General features: G+C 58.6%; 14 protein-coding genes. 8 read left to right on the top strand and 6 right to left on the bottom strand.

The window, feature by feature from the left end:
- The first annotated feature begins 4 nt into the window (after positions 1-4).
- Positions 5-829: a ParA family protein gene (locus ACO6TG_RS14900; RefSeq protein WP_094074877.1), complete on the top strand. Its 825-nt coding sequence runs from the start codon at positions 5-7 to the stop codon at positions 827-829.
- A 107-nt stretch (positions 830-936) separates the two neighbouring features.
- Positions 937-1,842 (top strand): ParB/RepB/Spo0J family partition protein, encoded by a 906-nt coding sequence (locus tag ACO6TG_RS14895; RefSeq protein WP_094073069.1) that lies wholly within the window; start codon positions 937-939, stop codon positions 1,840-1,842.
- 254 nt (positions 1,843-2,096) lie between these two features.
- Here ACO6TG_RS14895 and holA read toward each other — a convergent pair whose 3' ends face one another.
- The 5 genes from holA to ACO6TG_RS14870 form a co-directional block, all read right to left on the bottom strand.
- Entirely contained in the window at positions 2,097-3,137 is a 1,041-nt protein-coding gene (gene holA / locus ACO6TG_RS14890; protein ID WP_422373923.1) for a DNA polymerase III subunit delta, read from the bottom strand.
- Between the two features lie 22 nt (positions 3,138-3,159).
- Positions 3,160-3,738, bottom strand: a complete 579-nt coding sequence (locus tag ACO6TG_RS14885) for a hypothetical protein (protein WP_422373922.1) — start codon at positions 3,736-3,738, stop codon at positions 3,160-3,162.
- Positions 3,725-6,346 (bottom strand): leucine--tRNA ligase, encoded by a 2,622-nt coding sequence (leuS, locus tag ACO6TG_RS14880; RefSeq protein ID WP_422373921.1) that lies wholly within the window; start codon positions 6,344-6,346, stop codon positions 3,725-3,727. Before leuS ends, ACO6TG_RS14885 begins: the two co-directional genes overlap by 14 nt.
- A gap of 207 nt (positions 6,347-6,553) precedes the next feature.
- On the bottom strand, positions 6,554-7,426 hold the full coding sequence (locus ACO6TG_RS14875) for a substrate-binding periplasmic protein (RefSeq protein ID WP_422373920.1): 873 nt from the start codon (positions 7,424-7,426) through the stop codon (positions 6,554-6,556).
- Between the two features lie 53 nt (positions 7,427-7,479).
- Positions 7,480-7,842, bottom strand: a complete 363-nt coding sequence (locus ACO6TG_RS14870; protein WP_422373919.1) for a GNAT family N-acetyltransferase — start codon at positions 7,840-7,842, stop codon at positions 7,480-7,482.
- Positions 7,843-8,254: 412 nt separating this feature from the next.
- Between ACO6TG_RS14870 and ACO6TG_RS14865 the strand changes: the two genes are divergently transcribed.
- Together ACO6TG_RS14865 and ACO6TG_RS14860 are read left to right on the top strand one after the other, a co-directional pair.
- Complete coding sequence (locus ACO6TG_RS14865; RefSeq protein ID WP_422373918.1) at positions 8,255-8,926, top strand: YggS family pyridoxal phosphate-dependent enzyme; 672 nt, start codon at positions 8,255-8,257, stop codon at positions 8,924-8,926.
- Between the two features lie 437 nt (positions 8,927-9,363).
- Entirely contained in the window at positions 9,364-9,594 is a 231-nt protein-coding gene (locus ACO6TG_RS14860; RefSeq protein WP_157738997.1) for a hypothetical protein, read from the top strand.
- A 121-nt stretch (positions 9,595-9,715) separates the two neighbouring features.
- Here ACO6TG_RS14860 and ACO6TG_RS14855 read toward each other — a convergent pair whose 3' ends face one another.
- On the bottom strand, positions 9,716-11,155 hold the full coding sequence (locus ACO6TG_RS14855) for a TrkH family potassium uptake protein (RefSeq protein WP_422373917.1): 1,440 nt from the start codon (positions 11,153-11,155) through the stop codon (positions 9,716-9,718).
- A gap of 228 nt (positions 11,156-11,383) precedes the next feature.
- On the opposite strand from ACO6TG_RS14855, the gene dctP reads away from it, so the two are divergent.
- The 4 genes from dctP (at position 11,384) to ACO6TG_RS14835 (ending at position 15,148) form a co-directional block, all read left to right on the top strand.
- A complete protein-coding gene (gene dctP / locus ACO6TG_RS14850) occupies positions 11,384-12,376 on the top strand; it encodes a TRAP transporter substrate-binding protein DctP (protein ID WP_422373916.1) in 993 nt (330 codons plus the stop codon).
- A 109-nt stretch (positions 12,377-12,485) separates the two neighbouring features.
- The gene (locus tag ACO6TG_RS14845) at positions 12,486-12,995 is read left to right on the top strand and encodes a TRAP transporter small permease (RefSeq protein ID WP_422373915.1); all 510 of its coding nucleotides are present in this window, start codon (positions 12,486-12,488) and stop codon (positions 12,993-12,995) included.
- Complete coding sequence (locus ACO6TG_RS14840; RefSeq protein WP_422373914.1) at positions 12,992-14,263, top strand: TRAP transporter large permease; 1,272 nt, start codon at positions 12,992-12,994, stop codon at positions 14,261-14,263. Before ACO6TG_RS14845 ends, ACO6TG_RS14840 begins: the two co-directional genes overlap by 4 nt.
- 12 nt (positions 14,264-14,275) lie before the next feature.
- Positions 14,276-15,148: an isocitrate lyase/PEP mutase family protein gene (locus ACO6TG_RS14835; RefSeq protein ID WP_422373913.1), complete on the top strand. Its 873-nt coding sequence runs from the start codon at positions 14,276-14,278 to the stop codon at positions 15,146-15,148.
- Positions 15,149-15,187: the final 39 nt, after the last annotated feature.

The following is a 15,187-nucleotide window of genomic DNA, read 5'->3' as shown; positions in this document are numbered from 1 at the left end:
GGCAATGAGCATGCTTCCCGAAACGCCGCGCGTGCTCGCGCTGGCGAACCAGAAAGGCGGGGTGGGGAAAACCACGACCGCCATCAATCTCGGCACTGCGCTTGCCGCCATTGGCGAAAAGGTGCTGGTGATCGATCTCGACCCGCAGGGCAACGCGTCTACCGGTCTTGGCATTGAACATCGCGACCGTGGTCTGTCGACCTATGAAATTCTGAGCGGCGACTGTTCCCTGGCCGAAGCTGTTCGGGAAACCGCCGTGCAGCGTCTCTGGGTCGCGCCTTCCACCATGGACCTTCTGGGCCTGGAACTGGAAATCGCGTCGACAAGCGATCGCGCCTTCCGGCTGCGCAACGCGATCCAGCAGCTCACGCATTCGCGTCTGTTCCAGGAAATCGGCTTCACCTATGTTCTGGTCGATTGCCCGCCGTCCCTGAACCTTCTGACCATCAACGCGCTGTCCGCGTCGCATTCTATCCTTGTACCGCTGCAATGCGAGTTCTTCGCGCTTGAAGGTCTGAGCCAGCTGCTCAGCACGGTGGAGCAGGTCAAGAACGCACTCAATGCCGAGCTCAGCATCCATGGCATCGTCCTGACCATGTATGACAGCCGCAACAATCTCTCCAGCCAGGTGGTTGCCGATGTTCGGGAGACCATGGGCGACGCGGTCTACGACACGATCATTCCGCGCAATGTGCGTATCTCGGAAGCGCCATCTTATGGCAAACCGGCTCTGCTCTATGATCTGAAATGTGCCGGCAGCCAGGCTTACCTGCGGCTGGCATCCGAGATCATCCAGCGTGAGCGGGAATTGCGCAAGGTTGCGGCCTAAGCAACGACGTTGGATTCGGATCCGAACTGACATTTTGCGACCGTGACGGCTGGGCCACTCTCTGTCACGGTCTATCTTATTGAAATATAAAAAGAAAAAGGTGCGGCATGGCGGAAAAGGACGTCAAGAACAAACGTTTGGGACGGGGTCTGGCGGCTCTGATCGGAGATTCGGCACCTGAGGCTGCCGCACCACCCGAAAAGATCGTTCGTGACAGCCGCAAGGTGCCGATCGAACACCTGGAGCCGAACCCGCGCAACCCGCGCAAGACTTTCACCGAGAAAGATCTGGCAGATCTGGCGGAGTCCCTGAAAGCCAAGGGCATCGTACAGCCCATTCTGGTGCGTCCGGCAGCCGGCAAGCGGGATCGCTTCGAGATCATTGCTGGTGAGCGCCGCTGGCGGGCCGCACAACGGGCAGGACTGCACGAAGCGCCGATTATCATTCGCGACGTCACCGATCAGGAGGCTCTCGAGCTTGCCATCATTGAAAATGTCCAGCGCGCGGATCTCAATCCGATCGAAGAGGCGATGGGCTATGAGCAGCTGACAGCGGAATTCAGCTACAGCCAGGGCGAACTGGCCAAGGTGATCGGCAAGAGCCGCAGCCATGTCGCCAACACCATGCGGCTTCTGAAGCTGCCCAATTCGGTTAAGGATTACCTGGCAGAAGGTCTGCTGACGGCAGGACATGCAAGGGCCTTGATCACGGTCGACGATCCCGCTGCCCTTGCAGAGCTGATCGTCGAGAAGGGGCTGACCGTTCGCGATGCTGAGAAGATCTCCCAGGATCCGGATGCACTTGCGAAACTGAAGGGTGAAAAGCCCCCGGTCGCCAAGGCCGAAAAAGATGCCGACACCAAGTCTCTGGAAAAGCGCCTGACCGACTCCCTAGGCCTGAAGGTGACCGTCGGGCACAAGCCGGGCAAGGAGGCAGGCGACCTGAAGATCAAGTACACTTCGCTGGAACAGCTGGACGAGCTGTGCAAGAAACTGGGCGTCGAAACGCGGTAACTTGCTGTCGTAAAAGAGTTTTAAGAGCCGGAGCTACTATGTGGTCTCCGGCTTTTGTTTGTTTCCCCTACAGCCCAAACACCCAATGTGGTGCGTGGTCCTGAGGAGGGGCGTAGCACTGTCTCGAAGGATGGGCCGCTTGTCAGGTGGATGTAGCCGATCCTTCGAGACGTGCCCAAGCGCGCTCTTCAGGATGACACTGGTGGGTGTCGTTGGCACCGCGAAACAGAACGGAAATTCGCTCTTCAGGCAACCTAGCGCCGCTGGTTCCGCGCCCTGGCAACACGGCCGAGGGTTAGCAGAGCTTCAGACAGGACCGGTACGCCGAGAGCGTCGTTAAGCCGGGATACACGCGTGGCTTCGCTCAGGATCTGCATGGCCCGTTCCAGGTCCTTCAGCGCCCAGATCCGGAGCTGCAGAGAGAATTTCGGCTTTCGGGTGAAGAAGATCGGTGGACGCTGGCCATCGATGACGGCCTGGGCCGGTTTGCCCAGATCCACATCGATTCGCATCCGATGCAAATGCTGGAAATGCTTGAGGGTCTGGTTGGCGATCACCGAAGCCTTGGAGCCGGCATCGGCCAAGCGTTCCAGGCCATGATCGAGCGTAGCGAGATCGCCGGTCGCTGCCGCGTCGATCAGTTCGGACATCTCGAAGGCTGAAGCGTCGCCGATCACGGCCTCGATGTCCTCACTCTCGATACGACCCTTGTTGAGGGCGTAAAGACAGAGCTTTTTCAGTTCGCCGCGGCTGGCCATGCGGTCGCCGCCCAGAAGGCTGTGCAGGGCCGCGCGGGCTTCGCGTGTAATCGTAAGCCCGGCTTCCCTCGTTTCCTCGTCGATCAGCTGGTCGATGCCCCGGTCATTGTCGGCGTAGCAGGGCAGTGCGATGGCGCATTTGTGGCCTTCGATGAGCTTGCGAAGGCCAACGCCCTTCTTGATATCGCCGGCTTCCAGAACAACCAGTGTCTGCCAGTCGTCCAGTTTCAGAACCGGGTCGACCGCCGGGGTCAGGTTCTTGCCGGACGCATCCTTGACCCAGACGATCCGGCGTCCGCCAAAGAGCGGGACGGTCAGGACTTCGTCGATCAACCGATTCGGATCCGAGCTGATTTCCGAGGCGTCGATCTTGATGAGATTGAAAGGGTCGCTGTCGCCTTCGGAGGCCTTCGAGACCAGCTTGGTTGCCCGTTCCGAGACCAGGCCCGTGTCCGGCCCGAAGACAAGCACAACACCGCCGGCCTCGGGTGGATTGGCGATGAACCGGTCGATCTCCGCAGCTTTGAGAACGGTCACGCCGATCGGCTCCTGTCAGAGGTCAGGACTGGCTGGCGAAATAGCCGGCGACGCGGGCAGCAATGTCCTCGGCGACGGATTTTGCCACGCGTTCCTGCGCATCCCGGTAGGCGCGCTTGTTGGCGAAACGCTGGTCGGAGAAGTCATAGGACGCGGACTTGAAGGCCCGGCCGGTCATCAGCGTCTCATTGGTATTGATGTCGCTGAGAACAAAGGTGCTGTTCATGGTCGTTGTAAAGGCGGACGGCACGTCAGCAAACCGCTCAACACCAACTTCCGCACTGCTGACATCCATCAGTACCTTAAGCCGGTATTTTTTAGCAGGTGATCCCGCGCCGCGTTCAAACCGGTAGGTCAGCTCGTTGTAGAGGACCCGGGCGGCATCGTCATTGGCATACTGGCTGTTGATCGATTCCAGGTCGATGGCGGCCATTTCGGTAGCGACGGGAGACGGTGTCGACCCGAAATCGCCGGCACTGGTGCCGTAGAGCGGTTTGACCTGGCAGCCGCTCAAGGTCAGAGCGGCCACAACGCCGACGCAAAGGGCAAGGCGCCGGTGCGCCTTGCTACCGGTTTTGAAGAGGTTGTCAAACAACGACATTCACGATCCTTTGCGGTACCACGATTAGTTTTTTCGGCGGATTTCCGCTCAGCGCCTTCTTGACGAAATCGAGCTCCAACGTAGCCGCTTCGACCTCCTCTTTGGAAGCCTCTTTTGCAATGGTGAGCTCGCCGCGTTTCTTGCCGTTGATCTGGATCGGATAGGTGATGGAATCCTCGACCAGCAATGCGGCATCCGCCACCGGCCAATCCGCCTCGGAGATCAGGTTGTCGTGGCCGAGGGCTGACCAGCATTCCTCGGCCAGGTGCGGCATCATGGGTGCCATCATCTGAACAAGGAAATCGGCCGCTTCGCGCACGGCATATTCGGTGACGTCATCGCTAACACCTTCGTTGAAGACCTTGCTGATCGTGTTGACCAGCTCGTAGAGCCGGGCAACGGCCCGGTTGAAGCCGAGGCCTTCCAGATCGTTTGACACGGCTTCGAGGGTCTTGTGGCTGGCCCGGCGCAGATCCAAGGCCTTGCCAGCGCATTCCGGAGCCCGGCCACCGCGCGGCTCGGTCTTTTCGGCAATGTCGCCGATCAGGCGCCAGACACGCTGCACAAAGCGCCAGGCGCCCTGGACACCATCTTCGGTCCAGATGACGTCGCGCTCAGGCGGGCTGTCGGACAGCATGAACCAGCGGGCCGTGTCGGCGCCGTAGGTGTCGATGATGTCGGTCGGGTCGACGGTGTTTCTTTTCGACTTCGACATCTTCTCGATCGAGCCGATAGCGACGTCTTCGCCGGTTTCCAGCAAGGTCGCGCGGCGCTTGCCGTCAATGTCCTCAATGCGGATATCGGCCGGAGCGACCCATCGGGCACCAGCGCCTTCGCCCACACGATAGGTCTCGTGCGTGACCATGCCCTGTGTGAACAGGCCCTTGAACGGTTCTTTCAGATCCAGCGAACCGACCTTCTGCATCGCCCGCGTGAAGAAGCGGGAATAGAGCAGGTGCAGGATCGCGTGTTCGATGCCGCCGATATACTGGTCGACCGGCAGCCAGCCATTGGCGGCGTCCGGATCGGTTGGCTGGTCGCAGTCCGGCGCGGTGAAGCGCGCGAAATACCAGGAACTGTCCACGAACGTGTCCATGGTGTCGGTTTCGCGTTTTGCCGGCTTGCCGCAATTCGGGCAGGTCGTGTCGCGCCAGGTCGGGTGGCGGTCGAGCGGGTTGCCCGGCTTGTCGAAATTGATGTCGTCCGGCAGCTGGACCGGCAGGTTTTCATCCTTCTCCGGCACCACGCCACATGTATCGCAGTGGATCACCGGGATCGGACAGCCCCAATAGCGCTGGCGCGAGATGCCCCAGTCGCGCAGGCGGTAATTCACCTGGCGCTCGCCCTGCGGCGCACCGTCAACCCTAAGACCTTCGAGCTTCTTGGCAATCGCCTCCTTGGCGTCCGGAATGGACAGGCCGTCCATGAAATCGGAATTGAAGATCGTGCCGTCATCCGTATAGGCCTCGGTGCCGACTTCAAACGTTGCCGCGTCGGCGTCCTTCGGCAGGACGACCGGCTTTACGGCCAGGCCGTATTTGCGGGCAAAATCCAGGTCGCGCTGGTCATGGGCCGGACAGGCGAAGATAGCGCCGGTGCCGTAATCCATCAGGATGAAGTTGGCGACATAGACCGGCAGCTCCAGCGAGGCGTCGAGCGGATGCTTGACGCGCAGACCGGTATCGATACCCTTTTTCTCTGCCTTTTCAATGGCTTCTTCAGAGGTACCAACCCGGCGGCATTCCTCGATGAAGGCCTTCAGTTCCGGATTGTCTTCCGCCAGCTTCAGCGAGATCGGATGATCCGGAGACAGGCCCATGAAGGACGCGCCGAACAGCGTGTCCGGCCGCGTGGTAAAGATTTCCAGCGTCTTGTCACCGGTTGGAGCGGCCTCCGTGAACTCAAAACGCACGCGCAGACCTTCAGAGCGGCCGATCCAGTTTTTCTGCATCAGCCGGACCTTGTCCGGCCAGCGGTCGAGCGTGTCGATCGCGTCCAGCAGGTCTTCCGAATAATCGGAGATCTTGAAGAACCACTGGGTCAGTTCGCGCTGTTCGACCAGCGCGCCGGAACGCCAGCCCCGGCCGTCGATGACCTGCTCGTTGGCAAGCACCGTCATGTCGACCGGGTCCCAGTTGACCTTGGCGTTCTTGCGGTAGACGAGGCCGGCTTCCAGGAACTTCAGGAACAGGCGCTGCTGTTGTGTGTAGTAGCCGACATCGCAGGTGGCGAATTCCCGGCTCCAGTCGAGCGACAGGCCCATAATCTTGAGCTGGTCGCGCATGGTGGCGATGTTCTCATAGGTCCAGTCCTTGGGATGGACCTTGTTCTGCATCGCCGCGTTTTCCGCCGGCATGCCGAAGGCGTCCCAGCCCATCGGGTGCAGAACATTGAAGCCCTTTGCACGCTTGTATCGGGCGACGACGTCGCCCATGGCGTAGTTGCGCACATGGCCCATGTGAATGCGGCCGGACGGATAGGGAAACATTTCAAGGACGTAATACTTGTCGCGCGGGTCGTCATTATGAGTGACGAAGACGTCCTTGTCGTTCCAGATCTTCTGCCAGCGCGCTTCCACTTCGCGCGCGTTATACCGTTCCGTTGCCATCAAATGTGCCGTTTGTTCTTGCCGCCGGACCCGGCGGATTTTCTGAATGATTGACTGCCGGACTGTCACCAGAAATAGGGGCCGGGGTCAACATGTGAGAGACGATTGATCTTGCAAGAGCCTGTTTATGTCGCAATGCCGCATTCGTAAAGCTGTCGAAAGGCAAGAACCGACGGTTTTGGAGACGGAATCTGCTTCACTCAACGCTCAGCGAACGGCAGGCCCGGTGTCTGATTGCGAAAGCAGGGCTGCACCCTTGTCCCAGATCTCGGCCATACGGGCACCGTCAGGGTGGATCTTGCTGAACAGTATAAAGAGTTCGACGCTGCGCAGCGGCTCGGACATGCCAATCAACGCGGCGTTGTCTCCCAGAAAGCTGCGGCTGTGGACCTGGCCAACGACATCGTTCTCAATGTACAGATCGGCCCTGCCATACAAAAGCATTGTCCAGGCCTCTTCCTCCGTCGCAACCGTCTGGAAAGAGACACCGGCGTCTTGCAGTGGCTCCTGGTACCAATAATCAGCGATGCCGACCACGGTCAGTTTCCGGTCTCGAATGTCTTCAAAACTTTTGATGCCAAGGCCGCCGGGAAATCGGTCTTTCCGGAAGAAATAGACATCATCCACCAGATCGACCGGGACGTCCGGGTACAGGAAGTCATCTGTTCGTGACCTGACGAAGGACCAGGAAAACGTTGCGGGCAGACTTCCGTTCTTGGTGAGCTCAAGGGAACGTCTCCACGGCAGAAATTCAAATCGCACCGTGTGCCCCTGCGCCTGAAAGACGTCTGAAACACGTTTGGAATGAAGGCCATAGTCCGGAGCGCCTTTGGAAATAAACGGGGGCCATTCGCCGATCGCGAACGCGAAGTCGTCGGCGGAGGCAGTCGTTCCGGGAAGAAGACAGAGAGCAGTCAGAATGCCCGCGATGGCATTTCTACCAATCATTTCAGAACCCGCGCCGCGTTTAAAAGACGATTTCCAGATGCTACAGAACAGAAGTGAATGTTTCGATAGTTTCTCCGGTGAACTTTCGAAAAAAGACGCAGTACCCAGTTGACCGGCCAGCGACAGAATCAACGGACTTTCTTGTACAGCGCGTGTCTCATTTTGGCGGGACTGGTGTTGTGAGGCTACTTCCTGACGCTGAACCTGAAGTACTTCATCGCTTTTCCCTGATAGGAAGATTCGTATTCGGTGATGTCTTCCGGGTTGTTTTCCGAAATACAGGATCGCCAAAAGCCGAGTGCCTGTTTGTTTTCCGGCAGCACCCGAATTTGCCAGTCGCCGTGGTGCCGGTCGAGGCAGAGACGAAAAGCCGTCTTTCCAACGCCTTTGCGGGCGAGGCATCCGAGGACAAAAAACTGTCCCATATCGATGACTGACTCTTCAAAAGGGTCATGCCTTACAAGGGCAAAACCAGCGAGATTCTCTTCATGAAAAATATGGAAAATGAGAAATTTTCTCGAAATAACCATCGATGAGACTGTGGTCAAAAGCAAAATCTCCTGCCTCGGAAACGGGAAACTTAGAAACACGGGCTAGTTCATATAAGTAAAATTGAAAAAGGTTAGATAATATATTTCGTTTAGACCTTTTGATTATTAGAAGTTTCGTAGACATTGAATAATCTCAAACAAAATTTACGTGATGGACCACATCACACGATGATCGGACGGCGTCGTGCCGCGTTGATATGCTGACGATGGTTGCCAGGGCGCTGCACTAAAGCCCGCTGGAGGGCAACATTCAAGAAACCGGTGGAGAGAACGTGCTTGTTTCGGCCGGGCATCAGCGGGTCTGCGGATCGATATGGGTCGTGCTGAAGCAAGCCGAAAAATTCCTTTTGCTTGTGCTGCCAGATCGCGTAACTCTTGCCCGAATTCCGATCAAGCCAAGGACAGATGTATGAGCTCCGCTGCAAACCGACTTGCCGCCGTTCAATCCGATATTCAGGCAGCGGAAGCCGAATTTGGTCGCGAGGCGGGAAGCGTTACCTTGATCGCCGTCTCCAAGACATTCGAGGCAAATGACATCCGGCCCGTTCTTGATGCGGGTCAGAAGGTTTTTGGTGAGAACCGCGTGCAGGAGGCAATGGGCAAGTGGCCTGAACTGCGGGGTGACTATGCCGAGATTGAACTGCATCTGATTGGCCCGTTGCAGTCGAACAAGGCAAAAGAGGCTGTTCAGACCTTTGACGTGATCCACACGGTGGACCGGCCCAAAATCGCCAGGGCCCTGAAGAGCGAGATGGACAGGCAGGACCGGCAACTGCCCTGTTTCATTCAGGTCAACACCGGCGAAGAACCTCAGAAAGCCGGCATTCCACCCAGGGAAGTCGATGCTTTCATCAGCCAATGCCGGGACGAGATTGGCCTGACCATCATCGGCCTGATGTGCATTCCACCGGTGGACGAGGCGCCAGGTGAGCATTTTGCCCTCCTGGAAAAGATCGCTGACCGCAACGGACTGGCTCAACTCTCCATGGGCATGTCGGCCGACTATCCGGTTGCCGTCGGTTTTGGAGCCACCCACGTCCGGGTTGGTTCGGCAATTTTCGGCGCGCGCGATTACACCTGAGCTGTGCACCCGTTCACTTCAGACTGATCCTGGGTCGGAGCCGAGCGCCTGACGGCGAGGGCTGATTCAAGGCGGGCAATGGCGGGGGCGTTTGCAACCTGGCAGACGCGCAATGCTGGTAAACCAATTTTATCAACAGTTACAACTGGTTAGAAAAACGAAAAAATTTCAGCAGCCCCAGAACTGCCTGAAATCGTCAAAAATGACAGGAATTTGACCGACCTGAGGCTGATCGTAATAGTCAGACACAACAATGCCCTTAAGGAACCCAAGAGCGGCCCTTTGACGGTCCCGATCGCTTTGCACAGTCCGTGCCGTTCCGGTTCGGCGGGTCGCAGGGGCCCGGCGGATCGACGGAACAACGGGCCGATCCGCCGCATTGCGGCGGCTCAAGTGGGAACGGTCCGGCAATGACCCAAACAATTGGAGGTCACATCATGTCCAAACGTCTTACGGCTGCTCTTCTTATCGGCGCCTTCGCCGCGTCTTCCGCAGCATATGCCCAGGGCATGTCCTTTCAGGCGGTCGACAGCGACCAGGACGGCTTCGTGAGCTTTGAAGAGATCACCGCCGCGGTCCCGACCATGTCGGAAGATCTGTTCAAGGCAGCCGATGCCAACCAGGACAACCTCCTGGATCCGGAAGAGTTTGCGACCGTTCAGCCGTAACAACGGGCATCGGGCAGTACCCCCCTTGAGCCGTCTCGGCGGCTCGAATGCCCGATGTGAACGGAAGCATGAGAACCACCGTCGGAGGTCACGCCGGCGGTGGTTTTCTTTTGTGATGGCCTCAGTCGCACCAGAAGTCGGGCGTCAGCAGCAGGATGCCGCCGAGAATTTCAAGCCGGCCGAGGATCATTTCGATCGCCAGCACCCATTTGGCGGCATCGGGCAGGGTCTGGAACGTGCCCGAGGGGCCAATCGTGTCGCCGACACCCGGGCCAACATTGGCAAGCGCGGTGATCGAGGCACTCAACGATGTTTCGAGATCCAGACCAAGCGCCAGGTAGATCATCGAAAAGCCGGCAAAAGCGGCGGCATAGACCACCGCAAACACAAATACGCCTTCCAGAATGGGATTGGAGACGGCCCGACCCTGGTATGTCGTCTCGACAACCCGGTGCGGACGGACCATGCGTTTCAGGAGTCCGCGGAAATGGCTGTGCAGAATGGCGATGCGGAACATCTTGAAGCCGCCGGACGTTGATCCGGCACAGCCCCCGAAAAAGGTCAGCATGAAGAAGATCGCGATCACGGCCGGCCCGAATTGCAGATAATCGTTGGCGGCGTAACCGGTGGTCGAAATCACCGAGGCGACGTTGAACACCGCCAGCGTGAACATGTGAAACGGCGTGTCATGAACGATGTAACGTTCAAAGTAGAAGACGCTGAAGGCGGCCACGAGAACGATTGAGAGCAACAGGACAATTTGAACGTCAAAGCTCGCGCGGCGACGCTCGATGCTGCGGATGAGATAAAGAAAGGGAACGCTGGAGGTGAGCATGAACAGGATGGCCACCCAATAGACCGTTACCCCCGGAAACTGGCCGAAGGACTGATCCGAGGTTGAAAATCCGCCGGTCGAGACCGTGGTCATGGCGTGAATGATCGCCTCGAACAAAGTCATTCCGCAGAGAAGATAAAGTGCAGCGCAGACCAGGCTGAGGCCGCCATAAAGCCCGAGCAGCCTAAAGAGGAAGGGGCTGACATGGCCATAGGGCTTGTGTGTGGTTTCGGAGGTCTCCAGCGCAAAGAGCTGGCTGCCGCCAACCCTCAGACCCGGCAGGAGCCAAACGCCGATCGCGATGACGCCAATGCCGCCAACCCATTGCAGCAAGGCGCGCCACAACAGGATACCGGGAGGCATCTGGTCAAGCCCGGTCAGGACCGTTGAACCTGTCGTGGTCAGACCGGAAGCCGTTTCAAAAAAGGCGTCGGTGAAACTGATATTCAGTTCGCTGGCGTAAAGCGGCACTGCGCCTGCAAGGGAAAATACGAACCAGGCAGCGTTTACGAATATGATGGCTTCGCGAAAGTTTCCTGGTGGCCTGTGGCCGTGAAAGGCGAAGGTCGTCAGCACGCCCGCGGTGGACAGAACCAATGCGGAGATCAGGAAGATCTGCCAATCCGGATTTTTTGCAAAGATATCGGCAATGGCAGGCAGGATCATCAGCAGCGAGATCAGGATGAGCAGGCGTCCGATTGGCAGCGCAATGGCACGAAAATTCATCTGGCGATCGTCCGAAACGGACTGCCGGAAGGCGGCAGGCGATAGCTGAAACTCTTGTTGTTATCTGCCTGTGCAGTGCAAAAAGCAAGGATCGAGACCGTGGCGGGGGGCGGGTGCGAGGCTTCGAACGCACCATGATTGAGAAAATATCAAATATCCCTAGCTGTGATCTATGTTGACCCTCTGGTTGCCGTTTGCCAGACTGCTCGCATTCTAAGGGAGGACATCATGAAAGTATTTTCCTGGGCGCTTGGCGCTGCCCTGGCCGTCGGGCTGGCGGCAGGTTCCGCACTGGCCGCAGACACGACCCTGCGCATTTCACTGCAATTGCCGCTGACCAGCCATCTCGGTCAGAACCTCCAGCTGTTCAAGGAAGAGGTGGAGAAAAACTCAAATGGCGAGATCGCCGTCGAGATCTACGATTCCGCCCAGCTCTACAAGGACAAGGAAGTGCCGGCGGCGGTCGGTTCCGGCTCGATCGAGATGGGCGTTGCCTCTCTGACACGGTATGTGGGCGATGTCCCGGCCGTGGACATCTTCTATCAGCCGTTCCTGTTCGATACGGAAGAAAAGGTTCGGGCAGCCGTGGCGCCCGGCTCACCTGTGCGCGGCCCGCTCGATGAGGCCATCAAGGACACCGGGTCGACCGTGCTGTGGTGGCAGGCTTATGGCGGCGCGATCATGTTGTCGAACGGTGCGCCGGTGAAGACGCCGGAGGACATGAAAGGCAAGAAGGTGCGTGTGTTCGGCAAGACGCTCGGTGATTTCGTGACCGCTGCCGGCGGTGCGCCGACGCTGATTTCCGGCTCCGAGCAGTATCTTGCCTATCAGCGCGGCACGGTCGATATCGGCATGACCGGCGTCTCCGGCGTGAAATCGCGCAAGCTCTGGGATGTGATGGACACCATTACCGTCACGAACAATGCTGATATCGAGTTCATCGTGGTGGTCAACACGGATTTCTGGAACGGCCTGTCCGATGCGCACAAGGCCATTATCGAAGCCGCGGCCCTGAAAGCGGAAGCTGATGTCAGGGATCGCATGTCCCAGATCGAAGCCGATGCCTATGCGGCTGCGGAAGAAAACGGCATGACGGTCTACAAGCCGACTGCGGAAGAACTTTCCGCCTGGAAAGCGGTCAGCCAGCCGGTCTATGACGCCTATGTCGAAAAGACTGGCGACCTGGGCAAGCAGGTGATGGACGCGGCGCAGAAACTCTGACGCCCTCAAATATGATGCAGGCAGCGGCCGGGAGATGCTCGGCTGCTGTCTTTCTGTTTTTTCCCGAAAAACGTTTGCGTTTGCAGCGGTTCCGGTTCCGGGTGTGCCCATGAATGCATTCTCATTTTTTCTCAAGTCCCTGGGCTGGATCGCGGCGATGTTGTTTTGCCTGGCCGGCGGCATGCTCAGTTACGAGGTCGCCGCGCGCTATCTGTTTGTTGCGCCGACCATTTGGGCAGCGGAGCTCTCCCAGCTCTGCCTGATCTGGGGCACGCTGATCGCCATGCCCTGGCTGCTTTCGGCCAACCGGCACATCGCCGTGGATGTGTTGACAGAACGGCTTGGACCGACGCTTCGGCGTGTTTGCCAGATTGTTTCCATGGCTGCGATTGCAGCGTTCAGTGCGGTTGTGGCCTGGAAGGGGTACGGCATTTTCTTTGATTCGTTCGAAAGGGGCCGCACAACGGGGTCCATGCTGGATCTGCCAACATGGGTGTCCGAACTGGCGGTGCCCGTCGGATTTGCTCTTCTGTTCCTGCAGGCGCTGATCGAGCTGGGCAAGGCCTTGTTGGGCAAAGGTTCTGAGGCTGCCGGTCCGGGTGAAGGGGCTGCCTCATGACCGTGGTTCTGATCCTTGCGGCCTTGTTTGCCCTTCTCCTGATCCGGGTGCCCGTGGCTTTTGCGCTTGGCGGTCTTGGCCTCGCCATGCTGATTTTCGGCGGATTTTCGCCGCTGATGGCACCCCAGGCGATCCTGTCGACGCTGGACGGTTTCATTCTTCTGGCCGTGCCGCTGTTCCTGCTAATGTCGAACATTCTCCTGAAAGGGGGCGTCGGGCGTGACCTTTTTGCAGCCGTTCACGCCTGGGTCGGCCATTGGCCCGGAGGACTGGCGGTTGCGACCATCCTGTCCTGCGGCATCTTTGCCGCGATTTCCGGATCGTCCGTTGCGACGGCGGCGACGATCGGCACCGTAGCCATCCCGGAAATGATCAGCCGCGGCTATCAGAAGCATTTTGTCTATGGCCTGCTGGCGGCTGGCGGAACGCTGGGTATCCTGATCCCGCCATCCATTCCGATGATCGTTTATGGCTTCGTCACCGAACAATCGGTTCTCGACCTGTTTCTGGCCGGGATCGGACCCGGCCTGATGCTTGTTGCACTCTTCATAGCGTTTTCGATGATCTACGCGCGCTGGTTCGGTGGTTATCAGCCGGAACCGGCCGCGAGCTGGGAAGAACGCTTCTGGGCTTCGCTTTATGCACTGCCGGCCGTGTTGCTGGCGGCTTATGTCATCGGGGTGATCTATACGGGCGCGGCAACGCCCACCGAGGCGGCGGCGCTGGGCCTGACCGGTGCGCTGGTGATCACGCTCGCCATGGGGCGTCTCACCTGGGCGTCGTTCAAGGAGGCGATCTTCGACAGCATGGTGACAACGATCGCCATCCTGCTGATCGTTGCCGGGGCCAAGGTCTTCGGCAAGGCCATCACGCTCTATCGTATCCCGCAGGACATCTCGACCCTGATCAGCCAGACGATCGACTCGCCGCTTGCCTTCATTGTGGTCGTGTCGCTGGTGCTCCTGGTGATGGGTCTTGTGTTCGAGGCCCTGTCCATGGTGCTGATCATGACACCGGTGCTGCTGCCGGCGGCCCTCATCCTGGGCATCGATCCCATCTGGTTCGGTGTCTACATGGTGGTGATGGTCGAATGCGCCCTGATCACACCGCCGGTCGGGCTCAATCTCTATGTCATCCAATCGGTCGCCAAGGCGAAGCTGACGGAAGTGTCACGCGGGGTTCTGCCGTTCCTGTTCCTGATGCTGCTGTCGGTCGTGATCCTTTATGTCTGGACCGATCTGGCGCTCTATATCCCCTTCAAACTCTGAGGTTCTGACATCATGCCGTCTCCGGCTGACCTGCTCCGCGCGCTGCTGGCGCAAGACAAGCTTCACGTGATGCCCTGCTGTTATGACGCGCTGTCCGCCAAACTGATCGAACAGGCCGGGTTCGAGCTGACCTTCATGTCGGGTTTTGCCGCGTCGGCCTCCCGGATCGGTCAGCCGGATCTGGGACTGATGTCCTATGCAGAAGTGCTCGATCAGGCGCGCAACATTACCGAAACGCTGGCCATTCCGCTGATTGCCGATGGCGATACGGGCTACGGCAATGCCATGAATGTCCGGCGAACCGTCAGTGGTCTGGCGCGCGCAGGGGCCGCGGCGGTGATGATCGAGGATCAGGTCGCTCCCAAACGCTGCGGTCATACGCCTGGCAAGGCTGTGGTCGGCCGCGAGGAGGCCTTTGACCGGATCAGGGCGGCGGTGGATGCCAGAGAGGCGGGTGCTGATATTCTCATCTTGGCGCGTACCGATGCCCGCCATGAGCAAGGTCTTACCGAAGCCATTGAAAGGGCGGCAAAATTCAAGGAGCTCGGTGCCGATATCCTGTTCGTCGAAGCCCCAAAAACGGTTGCCGAAATGCAGGAGATCTGCCGGGAACTTCCGGGGCCGAAAATGGCCAACATCGTTGAAGGCGGCGAGACACCTGACTTGTCGCACAAGGAGTTGAAAGACATCGGCTACGCCATCGCTGCCTATCCTTTGACCCTGATGGCAAGTGCCATGAAGGCGATGGTGAAAACGCTGGAGCAGCTGAAATCGGATGAGGACCGGTCGCCCGACCTGATGGATTTCAGGGAATTGCGGGACCGGATCGGCTTCAACACCTATTATGAGGTTTCGGCACGTTACGAGACCTCGAAGCGGAGCTGACGGGACAAATTCGCCCGGGTCGAGATCGATCTGCCGGCC

This window comes from Roseibium sp., assembly GCF_965233565.1.
Lineage (GTDB): Bacteria > Pseudomonadota > Alphaproteobacteria > Rhizobiales > Stappiaceae > Roseibium.
The sequence above is the reverse complement of the archived record's forward strand: the minus strand, read 5'-3'. Positions and strand labels throughout refer to the sequence as shown.

Bases quoted from the DNA above. Each gene is read 5' to 3' on its own strand.
- leuS (WP_422373921.1), bottom strand. From the start codon at position 6,346: ATGGCAACGGAACGGTATAACGCGCGCGAAGTGGAAGCGCGCTGGCAG.
- ACO6TG_RS14845 (WP_422373915.1), top strand. From the start codon at position 12,486: ATGAATGCATTCTCATTTTTTCTCAAGTCCCTGGGCTGGATCGCGGCG.
- dctP (WP_422373916.1), top strand. From the start codon at position 11,384: ATGAAAGTATTTTCCTGGGCGCTTGGCGCTGCCCTGGCCGTCGGGCTG.
- ACO6TG_RS14855 (WP_422373917.1), bottom strand. From the start codon at position 11,155: ATGAATTTTCGTGCCATTGCGCTGCCAATCGGACGCCTGCTCATCCTG.
- ACO6TG_RS14835 (WP_422373913.1), top strand. From the start codon at position 14,276: ATGCCGTCTCCGGCTGACCTGCTCCGCGCGCTGCTGGCGCAAGACAAG.
- ACO6TG_RS14885 (WP_422373922.1), bottom strand. From the start codon at position 3,738: ATGTCGTTGTTTGACAACCTCTTCAAAACCGGTAGCAAGGCGCACCGG.
- ACO6TG_RS14860 (WP_157738997.1), top strand. From the start codon at position 9,364: ATGTCCAAACGTCTTACGGCTGCTCTTCTTATCGGCGCCTTCGCCGCG.
- ACO6TG_RS14840 (WP_422373914.1), top strand. From the start codon at position 12,992: ATGACCGTGGTTCTGATCCTTGCGGCCTTGTTTGCCCTTCTCCTGATC.
- ACO6TG_RS14900 (WP_094074877.1), top strand. From the start codon at position 5: ATGAGCATGCTTCCCGAAACGCCGCGCGTGCTCGCGCTGGCGAACCAG.
- ACO6TG_RS14865 (WP_422373918.1), top strand. From the start codon at position 8,255: ATGAGCTCCGCTGCAAACCGACTTGCCGCCGTTCAATCCGATATTCAG.
- ACO6TG_RS14895 (WP_094073069.1), top strand. From the start codon at position 937: ATGGCGGAAAAGGACGTCAAGAACAAACGTTTGGGACGGGGTCTGGCG.